Origin of the sequence: Algimonas arctica (genome assembly GCF_014652695.1) — a bacterium.
Taxonomy (GTDB): domain Bacteria; phylum Pseudomonadota; class Alphaproteobacteria; order Caulobacterales; family Maricaulaceae; genus Litorimonas; species Litorimonas arctica.
The window spans coordinates 37,194-52,043 of record NZ_BMZH01000014.1 but is presented as its reverse complement, the minus strand read 5'-3'; the positions used below and the strand labels follow the sequence as shown (position 1 = coordinate 52,043).

Sequence of the window (14,850 nt, the reverse complement as noted above, 5' to 3'; positions counted from 1 at the left end):
GTTGCAATACCGCAAAGCCGTCGCCTAATATCAATCAATAAAGGTGAGCAAAGTCTCTCTTGGCCCAGGCCGAAATCTGTGCCGTTTTATATGACGACGGACAAGCTACAGTAGCTCGTGACCTGACCTCGGTCTTGGAGAAAAACGACAAAAAGCTAGAAACTATAGTCTGTGAGCTTTACGGTTTGACCATTGCTGAATTAGAAGAAGCCGAACAGAAGATTGGCTAGAGTTTGATCTCGACCCACCTCTCGTTCATTTTGAAATGACAAGAGATATGAAGGTCTTTAATGTGGCGTGTACTCGCGCGCGAAAATCTTCTGGTGACAGGCGTGAATCCTGAGTCATACTTTTTCGAACTTATGTAGCAAATGCACCATCGCAAATCTCTTAATCCGCGTTAAATCCGGCCCATAAGCCACCTCTCCCGAATTACCGATTACATCGAGACACAGAACGGGTTGCTTAAAGGCCGCGCTCATCCAGGAATGTCCCATTTTCGGTGCGAGTTCTAAGGTCCATTCTGGGGAGTGGATATGTGAATTTGCCTCAAGCGACAAAGCGGATTGTCGAGCAATAATGACCCAAGCCTGCTTGGAACAAAAAGAAGCTGTCTCTTCCGCTATACCCCTGAGGAGCCTGTTGCGGCTCAAATGCGCGGTTTTCACCTATCGATTCATTGCTTCTCGTTCATGACCCATAAAGATGGAAGGGTAGGCAAAATGGTAGGCATAACCTCAAAGCGGTTTCGAGAAACCTTAGCCTAAACCATTGAAAACATTGGCGCACCCGACTGGATTCGAACCAGTGACCTCTGCCTTCGGAGGGCAGCGCTCTATCCAGCTGAGCTACGGGTGCTAGTCGCGGCGCTATAGCGAGGCTCAGTGCGCGAGGCTAGGGGGTTTCGGCATTGAGTGTGTCGATAAGTGGGCGGAGGATGTCCGTCCAAACATCTTCGGTAATGGGTCCTGTATGTTTATAGCGAATTTGGCCCTTGCGATCGATAACAAACGTCTCTGGCGCGCCAGTGACACCCAGATCGATAGCAAGGAGCGATTCTGCATCAAAGATAATCGTACCATAAGGATTGCCGTAACGGGTTAGCCAACGCTCGGCCTTCGCCCGCGTATCGCGCCAATTCACACCCATGATTTTCACGTCACCGGCCTCAGACAGCGCCATCAGAAGCGGATGTTCCGTCAGGCAGGCCACACACCACGACCCAAACACATTCAGCAACGCGACCTCACCCAGCAAGTCCGCCGTCACGATCGGTTCACCCGAAAGCGTTTCCATCTCAAAAGTCGGTAAAGGACGGTCGATCAGCTCAGACGGAAGTTTTGAGGGGTCACGGGTCAGGCCAATGGCCATAAACACCCCGATCATCGCAAAGAGGGCGAGTGGGATTAGGCCTTTTATCACGGACGACATAAGGGGCGATTAAGGCTTTTCGCGTCTAACGCAAGTGAATGAGGATTGCAGCGTCAGCTTGCCCCTCGCGCCGAACCGCAGCATAAGGCGCGGATGAACTGGTTGACCAAACTGACGCCTCCCGGCGTGAAATCAATTTTCACCAAACGGGACACGCCCGACAATTTGTGGCTCAAATGCCCAAAGACGAGCGAGATGATTTTCGCGGCTGACCTGCCTGGCCTGATGCATGTCACGCCGGGAGGGCATCATATGCGGATCGGACCCGAACTTCGATTCGCATATACATTCGATGACGGCCAGTATGAAAGCTTTCCGACGCCAAGTGTCGTTGCAGACCCGCTGAAATTCAAAGATGATCAAAAATATACGGATCGCTTAAAAAAAGCCCGCGCCAAGACAGGTAATGACGATGCCATGAGCATCGGTGTCGGGACGATTCATGGGGTTGGCGCGACCGTCCTCGTGCAAAACTTTGCTTTTATGGGCGGATCGCTGGGCATGGCGGCGGGCGAAGGCTTTATCGCTGCGGCTGATGTCGCATTAGCCAAAGGTTTGCCAATGATTGTGTTCACGGCCGCTGGCGGCGCGCGGATGCAAGAAGGGGCACTTAGCCTCATGCAAATGCCACGTACAACGATTGCTGTACAACGCCTACGCGAAGCCGGACTACCTTATATTGTCGTGCTCTGCGATCCTACGACAGGCGGTGTCACCGCAAGCTACGCCATGTTGGGCGACATACATTTGGCCGAGCCAGGCGCGATGATCGGATTCGCTGGACCGCGCGTGATTGAAGAAACCATTCGCGAAAAACTCCCTGAAGGCTTTCAACGCGCAGAATATCTCGAAGAAAAAGGTATGGTCGATAAGGTTGTGCCGCGCAGCGAGTTGCGCGCCACTTTGGCTAAATTGATCGCTGTCCTCATGCAAAAAGAGCATACGCTAACAGTTGAGCCGACACCGGACCCAATTTCAGCGTGAACAAATTAGAGACGGCGCTGGAAGACCTCCGGCGTCTCCACCCCCGTATAATAGACCTCGGCCTGTCGCGGATCGAACAGGTGCTTGAGGCCTTGGGTCGACCTCAGGACCGTTTGCCGCCCAGCATCCATATCGCGGGCACCAATGGTAAGGGATCCACCGTTGCTCACCTCCGCGCCATGCTGGAAGCGAGCGGCGCGCGTGCGCATGTCTATACCTCCCCTCACCTTGTCCGGTTCAATGAACGGATCGTTCTGGCGGGCGAAGAGATTGACGACGCGACCCTTATTGATGTGCTGAACCGGGTTCGTGATGCCAACGCGGGTGCGCCGCTATCATTTTTTGAGGCAACAACAGCGGCGGCCTTTCTCGCTTTTTCGGAACATGACGCGGATTACGCCATTATCGAAGTCGGCTTGGGTGGACGCTATGACGCGACCAATGTGTTCGCTCCGCGCGCCTGCGCCATTACGCCGATCGACTATGACCATGCGGAGTTTCTCGGCCGAGACTTGGCCGGAATCGCGCGTGAAAAAGCCGGGATCATCAAACCGAGCGTTCCCGTTTTCACGGGTCCACAGCATGAGCTCGTCGACGCTGTTTTAGAGGCCGAAGCCCGTAAAGCGCGCGCCCCGATTCAAAGTTGGGGTCAAGATTTCCGTGCGTATCGTCAACAAGGACGGTTACTATTTGAAACGGATAAGGAATTACTCGATCTGCCTTTACCTGCGCTAGCGGGCGATCATCAGATTATGAATGCGGGGTTAGCCATCGCTGTGGCACGGGATATTGGGATCTCTCCCGATCATATCGCCACGGGTCTCAGCGCAGCGACTTGGCCTGCACGGATGCAGCCGCTCATGAGCGGTCCGCTGGTTGATATTGCGGCGGACCTTGGCGCCGAAGTCTGGCTCGATGGCGGCCATAATCCACACGCAGCGCAGGCGCTATCCGCTCACATGGCGTCTCTAGAGGCCCGATCACCCCGGCCCCTGATCCTCATTATGGGCATCCTTGCCAATAAGAATGCGAGCGCATTTTTAGACTATTTCGAAGGGTTAGCGGCGGGCCTCGTCGCCGTTGATATTCCTGACCATGCGAGCTTGTCGCCGGACGTATTGGTCGAGTTGGCTGCCACGCGGGGGATGGCGGCGATCGTCGGCAGCAATCTCACCGACGCCCTGCAAAAAGCGGTCGATATGGGCGACGCCCTATCCCGCCAAGCCATCGAAGAGCCGATCACCCCGCCACGAATCCTCATCTGTGGATCGCTTTATCTGGCGGGGCGGGTTTTGGCGGAAAATGCTTAAGCGACGGACGTACCGCGTGTGGGGTAATCGTTTTTGACGACAAAATTCAGTCCATCAACGATGTCTTCCATGTCGGGGCGGCCGAACGGCGTATTTTGTACAATTTCGGCATAGAGCGTGCCATCCGGTCGAACAACGAAGATGCCCGGCTCAGAGAAAATCTTTGGCTCTTTGTCTGAAATCGAGTCGGATATAAACAAGCCAAGCGATTTAGCGTCAAGCAGTTCTAAACTGTGAGCGATGGGTAAATCTTCAAGCTCCCAATCCGTTTTCGCCTGCTGAGCGCGCTCCTCTGTGTCCATTGATACCGCGACAATATCGTGACCATCGGCACGTATATCCGCTACACGGGGATCAATTGCTTTCAATTGCGCCTTACATTTTGGGCAGTGAAGACCACGGTAAACCACAATAATTTGAAAGTTCTCAGGGCTGGCTTCGGCCATATTGAATGTTCCGCCCGATACGAGGGGAAGCTCAATCGTCGGAATCTTTGATTTGGGGGTCATGAGGGTCGTCATAAATAATCCTATTGTGAAATGTTGTTAGTTAGTGTCCCGCGCGAAAAGCGCGGAGGACATTAAAGGTTTTCTGGGTCAACCGCCGTATCGCGCAGGCGCAACACATCGGGATCAGCGGAGCCGTCGCCACTCTCTCCGAGATAAGACAGGCCCTCATCAATCTTTGCGATCAGGGCCGTCGTATCATCGCGAAAATCTGCGCTGGCGCGACCGACCATTTCTCGTCGTAATTGCTGCAAAGCGTGTTGGCGTTCAGCAACTGGCGTCCGTGGATTGGAATAAATATCCGTAATTTCATCGGCCGTGACGGGGTTCGCCAAGCCGGGCATAGCGGCGTCTCCACTAATTTGTGTGTCGACAGCTAATGTTGTCATTTGCGGATCTAGGTCGGGCATAAATCTCTCCTATGTTCTGGACAAACAACCCGCATCTCGGCGCGTCGTTCCAAGAAAACGGAGCTCCGTTTCGCCTATTGTGTAGAAGACTGCGTTCATTCACCGTCATTCCCGTACAAAGCGGGCGTTTCGTCACGTGATCAGGTACACAGACATCTCGCGCCAAAAAATCGGAGCGCGCAGGCTTTCGTTGTCAAAGCCGATAATCAAGCCTTGTCCTCGGTTGTCCAATTGTCTGCTATGAGGACGCATGGTCGGACGCATTGCACTCATCACTCTGTCACTCACTCTTGGCGCCTGCTCGACGATTGACCGCGGCTTTAATGATCACGTCCGCGTCGATACAGTGCCCCAAGACGCGACAGCGTCTTTCACCTATATTCCGTCTGACCCCGTTCTTCGACAACCCGGCGCCGTCAAACGCTTGATCTGCGAAGCAACGCCATGCGCGTTTGAGATACCCCGGACTCAAAAGGGGATTGTGAAGGTAGAAAAAGAGGGATTCGCCCCGGCAGAATATTTTGTTGCCCCATCTCGTTATCGCGGTGGCGGCAGCGTTGATTTGGGGGCGACCGCGCTAAAGACAACATCAACGTCTCTCGGCGTTGGCCTGACCGGAGGGCTAACTTATGCCGCTATGTCGCAATCTCTCGCTTCACTAGCGAATATATTTACGTTTGGGTTCGGAAACTATCAGGGCGTCAGTACAGCCACAGGCGCAACCGCCGGCACCGGGGTTGGTCTGGGCATTGCCGCCGGGAGTATGTTGATAGATATGGGAACTGCCGCCAATAGACGTCCATCCCCAGCGGAACTCTGATCGCCGGACTTCCGCCTGGCAGCCATGTCGTTTCTGGCGAGGCTGAATTTTTAAAACGCATTCCCGTCGGGGGGCGCATCTTTGTCGGCGGTATAATGACATTCGGGGCCTCCGCTCTCGTCGACGTTGCGATAACGGGTGCGAACAAAAACCTCACACCTAACCCTGTCACGGTATTTTTAGCCCCTTTAGAGGCTGATCCCACAGTCGGAGAAAAAGGCTAAAAGCTGGCATCTCACTCTGAACCGGACAATCCCGGTTCAGAGGCAATTAAATTAAGCGTGTTCAGCCAGCCATTCGGCCAATTTCGTTTTCGTCATCGCGCCCATCTTGGTGGAGACGACTTCGCCGTCCTTAAAGATCATCATCGTTGGGACATTGCGGATGTGGTAGCGCATGGGTGTATCGGGCGCGTCATCAATATTGACTTTCGCAATTTTGACTTTGCCTTCCATGTCTTTTGACACGGCTTCGAGCGCTGGGCCCATCGCTTTACACGGCGCGCACCATTCAGCCCAAAAATCAACGAGCACAGGGGTGTCGGATTTCAGGACTTCGGATTGAAAAGTCTCGTCTGTGACGGCGATAGTGCTCATGAGGGATTCCTTTAAGCGTTGTGTATTGTGGAGGTAGGAAGGGCGTTCACTTGCGTCAAGACGGCATCCATCGCATTGTCAGGCAGCCACATCAGATTGGGCGTATCCGTCCAGAGTAATCCGCATCGTACATCCCGCCCCGGCCAGATCGCACGGGCCAGTTCCCGGTATGCCGCCATCTGCGCAAGATAGCTTTCATCGACCTCGTCAATCCGCGTCGGCACAGGACGATTAGACTTATAATCAACTAAATAAATCGTGTCTGGCGTGACATTGAGGCGATCCACTTGCGCCGTGATGTAAACCTCTCCGCCCCGTATCGACGGCACACGCCCCGCTAAACTGACCTCGGCGCGCGACCCTTCGGCGAACACAGTTGCGAAAGATGGATTATCCAGAACGCCAAACACTTCGGTCTGAATGACGTCTCGCTCGGCCTCGTTAAAGTCAGGATATTCCGCCAGCATTCGCTCACAGAGTTTGCGGCGTCGTGACGGCGCATGGTCTGGTAAGATTTCCAAAAGGCGATGGATCAAGATACCCCGTAAGAGACGCCCCTGCCCTGGCACGCGCGCGATCGGCGCTTGGCGCGCCAAAAGCGAACTGGGCGACGCTGTCTGATGTCTTCGGGCTTCGATTGCGGCAGGCACGGTGATCCAGTCTGGCAGAGCCGCCAGCCCCTTCTGCTTATCGTCGGACCTTTGCGCGCTTTTTTCTGGCCGCGCACCATAGCGTCGACCCGTCCCCGTATCCACGTCAAAGGCGGTGGAGAACGGCTCAGCCCCGTCCATCGCCAGCATGGTTTTATTGACCCAGTGATACCAACTCCCGTCGGCATAACCGTCATCTTTCGCGCCGTGATGATACCCACAGACGACAAGACGGCTTTCGGCGCGGGTCATCGCAACATAGAGTAGCCGCATATATTCACGCTGATCCTCAAGATCATTCGCGGCTTTATAGCCATCGACGAGAGGTGTGCTGTCCTTCGATGAGGGCGCGAGAATAAAGCTATCGCCCGCTTTGATTAGACCACCGGAGGAGGCTCGCGGCGCCCGTGTCGTATCAGGGAGGAAGACGACCGGGGCTTCGAGCCCCTTTGCGCCGTGAACAGTCATAACGCGAACTTCGCGCCCCGCCGGATCTTTGTCGCGCTTAATCTCAACCGTATCCGTTGTGAAAACTTGCACGAACCGTTGTAAGCTTGGGGCCTGATGTTGCTGATGCGCCAACGCAATCGCAAGAAATGCATCCAAGGCTTCGCGCGCTTCTAGGCCCAAGCGGGCAAATAAAGCTTCACGGTACGTGACCCCCTTCGGGCCTGTGCGATCAAGCAACCGCGCAAAGAAGTCATAGGGTGCCAAACCAGCGTCATCGCGAATGGTTTGAATGGCTGCGGCCAAGTCCAGGTCGCGCGATTGCACGGCCTCCCACAGTGTCCCCGTTCGGTCCACGCTGAGCGCGAACAGCTGATCATCATTGAGGTCGAACAGCGGGGATTTCAGCGCTTCCGCGAGGCTAAGACAATCGCGTGGCAACAGCACAAAGCGGGTGATCGCCAACAAATCGCGGACGACCAGCGCGTTTTGCAAGACTAATCGATCCGCGCCCGCGACAGGCAATTTTTCGACCTTCAACGCCTTAATGAGCGCATCAAACAATCCCCCAACCCGGTTCTGCACGAGGATCAGCACATCGCCGCCATGCATGGGTCTATGTCGTTTCAGGTCCCTGTCAAAAACAGGTTCGCCACTATCAATCCAATGTCTAATCGATCCGGCAATTTCGCGCGCGAGGCGGACACGCGGATCACCATCACTTTGGCCATCAACAGGCGTTGTATCCCACGGCTTATTCTCCTCCGCCATTTCTGACTTTGGGGCGAGTGGCCACAGCTCGACAAGACCGTCATCGGTCCGTGCGGCGTCGTGACGAACCAAATCGGACGGTTCAGGCCGCGCGGCCGCGTCAAACATCGCCGCCATACCGCCTTGGTCCAAAAAGAGCGCATCAACGACATTGAGCACTTGTTGCGCGGAGCGAAACGACATGCGGAGCTGTACAGGGCTGTCACCCGGCGCAGTCCGCGTCCGCACACTCTCCATGAAGATATCGGGGGCCGCACCGTTAAAGCGGTAAATCGATTGCTTTGGATCGCCAACCGCGAAGAATGTTCGCGGCCGGGTGGAACGATCCGGACTCTCCTGCTCAAACGGCAGCGTCAGCGCATCAATAATTTCCCACTGAACGGGCGATGTATCCTGCGCCTCATCGAGCAAAACATGTTCGACCCCGCCGTCCAGTTTATAGGCCACCCAATCCGACACATCGCGGCGCATCAAAAGGTCGCGTGTTTTCAATATCAAATCGTTGAAGTCCAAGCCACGTGCCGAGTGTTTATCGCGTTGATAAAGCTGTCCGAGCCTATGCCCCAATGTGAGAAGCGCCTCGCTCATTTCAGCAATGCGGACGGCTTTTATCTTTAGGACAGCAGTGTAAATACGGTCGAATTCAGCGCTTCCCGCGCTGATAAAATTATCCTGATCCGTGACGCCTTTAACCAGCACCCGTTTTCGCGGGCTGCCATCTTTTGTCAAGAACACATCGGAGTAGAGGTCAAAGGCTGCGCCCGGATCCACTTCCGCATCCAACTGTTTGACGAGATCAACAAAGCTCTGTGCGGCTTTTGAGGATGATGACGCGCAAAGTGCGGCGATCGCTCTAACATGGCCAAAGTCAGTCGATTGCCAAGCCGAACTCGCAATTGTCTGCGCCGTTTCATTGGCGGCCAAACCGGAATCAGTTCGAAACGGTCCAACACCACCAGCCCCGACCCATTTTTGCGTTTTTTCGAAATCTCGCGCGGCGGAGAACATCATCGCGTCTATTGTCGAGTCCGCCTTGGCTTTCGCCATATAGTGCAAGGCTCCGCGCAGGTCTTCTGTGTCGCGTGCTTCCGCTAGAAGCGCTCTCCGCCCCGCGACGAGCAATGCTTTCGTCTCCGGCTCATCCAGCGGATCAAATCCGGGCATAATGCCCGCTTCAATCGGAAACCGCCCTATGATGCGTTCACAAAACGCATGGATCGTCATGACCTTAAGGCCTTCGGGTGTTTCTAACGCGCGCGCGAACAAGGTCCGTACGACATTGATGCTTAAACTCGGCCTGATCTGCTCGAACGGCATACCATACAGGTCAGCCAGCACGTCTTTGAGCCGGTCATCCTGCGCGATAGACCATTTCGACAAAGTCTCGAACAAGCGCTCCTGCATTTCGGACGCGGCAGCGCGCGTATACGTCAGGCAGAGGATTTTATCCGGGTCAGTCCCCTGCAAGAGGATACGGGAGACTCGGTCAACGAGGACCTTCGTCTTGCCGGACCCGGCATTCGCATTGACGATTCGCGGCACGGACGGATCCGCCGCATCACGTTGGCGTACTGTCGCATCTGTAATCGTGAGACGGGTCATGCTATGTTTCCCCGCCGTCACTGACGGCGGACCATTCATCCCGTCGGGCGAGATCGTCATAGTCCCCATAGTCATCCGTATATTGTGCGCGCGGCTGTGACGGATAACCCGTGTCCGGATCATCATAAGCCGTAATCAGCTTTGTCAGGATATTCATCGCCTCTGCTGCGAGTTCACCCGCAGACGCCGCATTACGGGCAGGTGCCGAAACGTAAGCGTGTGAGAAGTCATCATTGGAGCCTTTGATCCGCACATAGCCAAGCTGATCCGTTTCCCCCGCTTTGTGACCGTCCAGCGCGCCTTGCGCCGCGAGCCACGCCGCCAACGGCAATTGCAGATCAAACCCAGCTGCAACGGTTTTAACCGTCGCCGGGCTTCCTGTTTTGAAATCGGTGAAGGCATATCCGGTCGGGGATTGCTCGACGAGATCGAGCTGACCTTTGAGATCAAAGTCCAGTCCGCTGAGCTTAGACTTCGCATTCACTTCCGTGCCGACGACGTCATACCCATCCGTATGACGCTGCGCAAACCAAGCCATTAAGGCTGCGCTGACCGCTTCCAAACGGGGGGTTTCTTTGAACACTTCGTCAGGTTCAAACCCGTGGGAGAGAAGCTGGGATCGCAAGTGCTTTTGCAGTTTTTCTACATTCACTGGATCGTGTAATGATTTGATATCACCAGATAAATAGGCGCGAATATAACACTCAATACCTTCGTGCATGGCCGAACCAAAGTGGCGCGCGTCGAGGGGCGCATCCAATGCATCGAGAGGTTTTAATCGCAACACTTCGCGTGCGAATAGGCTGTAGGGGTCGCGTATCCATTTGGAGACACCGGTAATAGAAATCTGTCGACCCTGTCGCGCCCAGCGTTTGTCCACAGGCGGTTTCGGATTGGGTCTCAAGACGGGAGTCAGTTTTTTAGGGCGGTCCATCTGACGCGCCCAATCAAGATAATGTTGCCCGGTCCCAAGCAGATCAGCCACTTTGGCATCCTGTCTCTTCTCTAGGTCTTTCGGCTTTTCGTCCGGCTTTGGCGTCACCGTGCCCGCAATGATTGTTTTCAGACGCCAGACCCAACGGCTAGCAACAGTCGGTCCGCTGTCGGATTTTTCGGATCGTGTCAGATAAACAGTCGGGTTGGCGGACAGTTCTGCGAAATCATGCGCCGCCAAACCGTAGCGCCGCTCAGGGAGCGAAAGTTTCATCTGCTCGCGCATACCGCGTGACAAGAAGGGTCCAGAATTCACACCACCCGGCCACGTGCCCTCATTGAGCCCGCCGAGAATAATATCATCAACATCCAGCAATCGCGCTTCAAGCGGTCCTAAGATTTGTAACCGGGGATGCGTGTCACCTATGGGCCGCGCGACTGCGCCTTGCAGCAGTGATCGGAGCAGCTGCGCGAAGCCTTGAATATCCGTCACTGGCAGTGACGCGCCGTGGGCGATAATCCCGTCCAATACACTCGCAGCTTGCCCGCCACCGTCGCCCACCCAGACACGCGCAGCGCCAAAGACGACGTCCGTTGTCGCCAAAGCATTAGCCGTATCGATCAGGGCAGAGGCCCAAATGTCGGGTGTCGCCGTGTCTTGCAGTGTCAGCAATGGCGCCGCTGCCGCATATAAGGATTGTACTAGTTCAAGTGTATCGACCACATCAATTGATGGCCTTAAGCCCCTGAAAAATTTACGTTCAATTACTTCCCATTCCGCTTTAACGTCACCAATTGCTTGCCCCAAAGACGTTAGCTCACTGGAGAGGATAAGGGAGATTTCGATTGGGCCATTTGGATCTTGGGCGATCTCCAGCAGTGACGTTAGGAACACACCCACGGGTGTTTGCTCCACGGGTACACCTTGGCTCATCGCAACATCGACGCCCCACCGGGCCAGTCGCGCGCGCACCCTTTGAGACAAAAGCTGATCCGGTGTGACGAGCGCGGCCGTCCGTCCCGGCGTCTCAAGCGTTTCACGCATAATCAAAGCAATGGCGAGCGCCTCTTCGGCATCTGTGTTGGCCTCAATCAAAGACAGGCTTTCTAACGCTGTCTCGAAAACATCCGCGCCCTCACCCGCCGTCAACGTCACGATCCGTTCCAACCAGTCCCCTGTTGCATCAACAGGCAACAAAGCTTCCGCGAGAATACGGCGTCGCTTTCGGGCCAGCGAACGGTCCTCAGCCCCAACCACCCACGGCCAAATCGGCACGTCTTGGCGATCAATCTCCATTACACCGAGCAGACCTTTGAGCGAGGATTGCGGGTGGCGCGCATCAATCGAATTCCAGACTTTATCCGGAAGCTCATCTTGCAACCCCGGCAGCACGACCATCCCGCGCGGCATATTTGCAACGACCTTCATGAGACGCGCGGTCGCCTTCAGCGTCCCTGTCGATCCCGCAACAATGACAGGATAATCCGGCGGCGTCTCCGACCAAATGTCTGATAGCGCATTCAACAATGCGACACGCCGTTCAGAAGGATCCATCATCACCAATTCGGCCAACCGTTCCGGCCAATATTGCTCAACGATTTGATAGAGCTGCGCGGCATGTTGAAAATGTGTCGCCGCCTCAGAACACACGCGTTGCCATTCCGGTTGGTCGGTAATGCTGACTTGCTCCATCGCCGCATCATCCATGATGTCGATCAACGGATCCGCCATATGCAGCGCCGTCGCCGGGTCGAGGGGAAGATCAGACGCACGTTCATGGTAGCGGGCGACGAGCTTGGCGATTTCAAACCGGCGCTGCACCGGATCAATAGCGGGTTTAACCCGCCCCGCCAGCTCGCCCGGCTCAAATGGCGGTTCGTCCGGATTTACGTCCGCCAACGGTCTTAGCCGCGGGAGGAGCGCGGCTTGAACGCCGCGCGCAGCCGCCGCGTGAACAAACGCAAACTCTAACGCCCGGGCGGCGCGACGGGTCGGTAACAAGACTAATCCGTTTTGAAGGTCATCGCCATAATGGGTCTGTAAACCATGCGCCAGTGACCGTAGAAACGGCACGCCCGACGGCATATTATAGACGACGCTCAAGCGGACACCCCGGTATCTTGGGCGACGACGGCTTCTGCCGCTTTGACGGCGCGCGGATCACCGACATGCATCCAATAGCCCGGAATCGGGAGGCCGAAAACACGTCGCCGCGCGATGGTCTTGCGCCAAATTTCAGTGCGCGAAAATCGAGTCTGCGGATAGCCTTTCGCCCGTGCCGGTGTGAAAATTTGCACCCCGGCATAAACCCACGGCGCAGTGGCTCCGGTTCGCCAATCCAGCTGCCCCAACCGGTTCATATCAAAGTCCCCAGGCCCATCAAAGCCGAGACAATCCTGCGTCGGGGCGAGCAGGAATAGATCATCCATCTCTTCCTCATCCCACGCTTGGAATAGGGCTTGGATGACGGGCGAGAACTCGGTCCACACAGCATCAATATTACAAATCAGGATCGGGGCATCGCCTAACAAAGGTAAGGCTTTCACGACTCCCCCGCCCGTTTCTAACAGTGCCGCCCGCTCACAGGATATTTTGATTTTCGGACCGCGAGTTCGGGCCTTTAAATGCGCTTCGAGATGATCGGGGTGTGCATGGACGTTGACTATAGCGCGTTTGACGCCCGCATCATCGAGACGGTCGAGCATATGGTCAATCAACGGACGACCCGCGACGACAACCATCGCCTTGGATCGATCATCGGTCAGCGGCCGCATCCGCGTCCCGTGACCCGCCGCCATCACCATTGCCGTTTCGATCACTGCATCACCTCTGGCACGTTTATTTCAAACCAGCGGCGCAAACCGGCGCAGGCCGGATGCGAGAGATCGCGTTTCAGATACGCGCGTACGCGCGGAATCAGACTGCGATATTGCGGCTTTCCGAATTTCACATCCGCGCGGACAGGAAAACCAATGACCTTGGTATTGCGCTGCGCCGCCATCACCGCATATGCGGCTTGAAAATCATCATCATAGCGTAACCCAGCTTTCTCGCAGAACCGCTGTTTGAGCGGCTCATATAGCTCAGGATCGACATCACGGCGGGCGTCTTCAAGGAAGCTCGCCAAATCATAAGCCGGATGCGCCATTAGCGCGTCTTGAAAGTCGATCAAACCGATGCGCGCTTGGCCTTTGCGGTCGGGTAGCCAGAACAGGTTTTGCGCGTGAAAGTCCCGCAAACAAAGCCCCGGCGCGTGCGCTTCCAAACAGACGAAGGCCGCGCGCCATAAGTCGTAAAACTCCGCGCGCGCGACGTCACTGACCGGACGACCAACATCCGGCGCATAGAAATCAAGAAACAGATCAGTTTCCGCCAAAAGCGCGACTTCATCATACTCGCGGATGTGCCACGTATGGCCCTGGAAAGAGGGTTTAGACGGAAAGCTGGACCGGTATATCACGGCCAAAACATCAACCGCAGCTTCGTAGAGCGGGCGTTCCATCGCTGGGTCAGCGTGAATAACCCGCCAGAAATCACCGTCTCCAAAATCCTCGAGCAAGGCGAATCCCAAATCAACATCAGCCGCAATAATATGCGGCGCAGACAAGCCCCGCATCGACAATTCCGCCGCCACCGTTAAAAACGCTTCCAAATTTGGTCCGGCCAGTCGAGCCGACGCATTGTAACCAAGAGCCCGGCGTATTTCGACGCTTGCACCCTCCGGTTCTCCCAAATCTTCGTCCCCTTTTGGCGCGTTCATCAGGACGGCTTTACGGTCGCCCATCGTTAAGCGCGAATAGCTCCGCGTTGAAGCATCCCCTTGGATGTCCTCCCGATCCGCCTCACCCCATCCAGCGCGGGCGACGAACTCTTCTAAAAATACACGTCGTTCAGACATTTCGTTCTTCCCAACCCGAGAGTGTGGCGATGCGGCTATCCCCGTCAAAGCTTAAATCAATGCGTAGGGCGTTACCGGGGCAAAGCGCGCCCAGCTTATCTGCCCATTCGATCAGAACGATCTCTTCGCCCATCGCGTCCATCAACCCTAATTCATAGGCATCATCTGGACGGTCTAAGCGATAGAGGTCGCAATGCCACAATTCAACGTCGCCCCAATCATAGGCTTGGACGAGTGTGTAGGTCGGGGACGGGACATCAATTTCACCGAGGCGCGATTGGATCAACCCGCGCGCGAGCGTCGTCTTTCCAGCCCCCAAGCCACCAGACAGTAGAACAATATCTCCGGCCTGCAGAACGGAGGCTAGACGCGCGCCCAAGGCCAGCGTGTCGATTTCGGTTTTTAGTTTAATCGCTCTCACCTTACTCACGCATCTACCGCCTTGCCTTTTGAGGGCAAGCGCTTAACTAACCCGCAGCACAGTCCGTAGT

12 protein-coding genes and 1 tRNA gene are annotated in these 14,850 nt (G+C 55.5%); 3 read left to right on the top strand and 10 right to left on the bottom strand.

Going from position 1 to position 14,850, the window contains the following annotated elements:
- Window positions 1–781: 781 nt before the first annotated feature.
- Together IE105_RS13350 and IE105_RS13345 are read right to left on the bottom strand one after the other, a co-directional pair.
- Window positions 782–858 (bottom strand) — tRNA-Arg (locus IE105_RS13350).
- A 36-nt stretch (window positions 859–894) separates the two neighbouring features.
- Window positions 895–1,431 carry a DsbE family thiol:disulfide interchange protein gene (locus IE105_RS13345; protein ID WP_189499271.1) on the bottom strand — a complete coding sequence of 179 codons (537 nt, stop codon included), beginning with the start codon at window positions 1,429–1,431 and terminating at the stop codon, window positions 895–897.
- Window positions 1,432–1,524: 93 nt separating this feature from the next.
- Here IE105_RS13345 and IE105_RS13340 point away from each other — a divergent pair, with 93 nt between their 5' ends.
- Both IE105_RS13340 and IE105_RS13335 read left to right on the top strand, forming a co-directional pair.
- On the top strand, window positions 1,525–2,415 hold the full coding sequence (locus tag IE105_RS13340; RefSeq protein WP_189499269.1) for an acetyl-CoA carboxylase carboxyltransferase subunit beta: 891 nt from the start codon (window positions 1,525–1,527) through the stop codon (window positions 2,413–2,415).
- Window positions 2,412–3,725: a bifunctional folylpolyglutamate synthase/dihydrofolate synthase gene (locus IE105_RS13335; protein ID WP_189499267.1), complete on the top strand. Its 1,314-nt coding sequence runs from the start codon at window positions 2,412–2,414 to the stop codon at window positions 3,723–3,725. Before IE105_RS13340 ends, IE105_RS13335 begins: the two co-directional genes overlap by 4 nt.
- On the opposite strand, the gene IE105_RS13330 is transcribed toward IE105_RS13335, so the two are convergent.
- Together IE105_RS13330 and IE105_RS13325 are read right to left on the bottom strand one after the other, a co-directional pair.
- The gene (locus IE105_RS13330; RefSeq protein ID WP_189499265.1) at window positions 3,722–4,246 is read right to left on the bottom strand and encodes a redoxin domain-containing protein; all 525 of its coding nucleotides are present in this window, start codon (window positions 4,244–4,246) and stop codon (window positions 3,722–3,724) included. The two genes, IE105_RS13335 and IE105_RS13330, sit on opposite strands and share 4 nt — an antisense overlap.
- Window positions 4,247–4,305: 59 nt before the next feature.
- Window positions 4,306–4,641: a hypothetical protein gene (locus IE105_RS13325; RefSeq protein ID WP_189499263.1), complete on the bottom strand. Its 336-nt coding sequence runs from the start codon at window positions 4,639–4,641 to the stop codon at window positions 4,306–4,308.
- A gap of 250 nt (window positions 4,642–4,891) precedes the next feature.
- On the opposite strand from IE105_RS13325, the gene IE105_RS13320 reads away from it, so the two are divergent.
- Complete coding sequence (locus tag IE105_RS13320; protein WP_189499261.1) at window positions 4,892–5,461, top strand: hypothetical protein; 570 nt, start codon at window positions 4,892–4,894, stop codon at window positions 5,459–5,461.
- Window positions 5,462–5,736: 275 nt separating this feature from the next.
- On the opposite strand, the gene trxA is transcribed toward IE105_RS13320, so the two are convergent.
- From trxA to tsaE, 6 genes are read right to left on the bottom strand one after another with little or no spacing between them, the layout of a single operon-like run.
- Window positions 5,737–6,057 carry a thioredoxin gene (gene trxA, locus IE105_RS13315; protein ID WP_189499259.1) on the bottom strand — a complete coding sequence of 107 codons (321 nt, stop codon included), beginning with the start codon at window positions 6,055–6,057 and terminating at the stop codon, window positions 5,737–5,739.
- Between the two features lie 11 nt (window positions 6,058–6,068).
- Complete coding sequence (gene addA / locus IE105_RS13310) at window positions 6,069–9,587, bottom strand: double-strand break repair helicase AddA (protein ID WP_189499257.1); 3,519 nt, start codon at window positions 9,585–9,587, stop codon at window positions 6,069–6,071.
- Window positions 9,529–12,564, bottom strand: a complete 3,036-nt coding sequence (locus IE105_RS13305) for a PD-(D/E)XK nuclease family protein (protein WP_189499256.1) — start codon at window positions 12,562–12,564, stop codon at window positions 9,529–9,531. Before IE105_RS13305 ends, addA begins: the two co-directional genes overlap by 59 nt.
- Complete coding sequence (locus IE105_RS13300; protein WP_233354160.1) at window positions 12,561–13,280, bottom strand: nucleotidyltransferase family protein; 720 nt, start codon at window positions 13,278–13,280, stop codon at window positions 12,561–12,563. The genes IE105_RS13305 and IE105_RS13300 overlap by 4 nt, the downstream gene beginning before the upstream one ends.
- Complete coding sequence (locus tag IE105_RS13295; protein ID WP_189499254.1) at window positions 13,277–14,359, bottom strand: aminoglycoside phosphotransferase family protein; 1,083 nt, start codon at window positions 14,357–14,359, stop codon at window positions 13,277–13,279. The genes IE105_RS13300 and IE105_RS13295 overlap by 4 nt, the downstream gene beginning before the upstream one ends.
- On the bottom strand, window positions 14,352–14,789 hold the full coding sequence (gene tsaE, locus IE105_RS13290) for a tRNA (adenosine(37)-N6)-threonylcarbamoyltransferase complex ATPase subunit type 1 TsaE (RefSeq protein WP_189499253.1): 438 nt from the start codon (window positions 14,787–14,789) through the stop codon (window positions 14,352–14,354). Before tsaE ends, IE105_RS13295 begins: the two co-directional genes overlap by 8 nt.
- Between the last annotated feature and the right edge of the window lie 61 nt (window positions 14,790–14,850).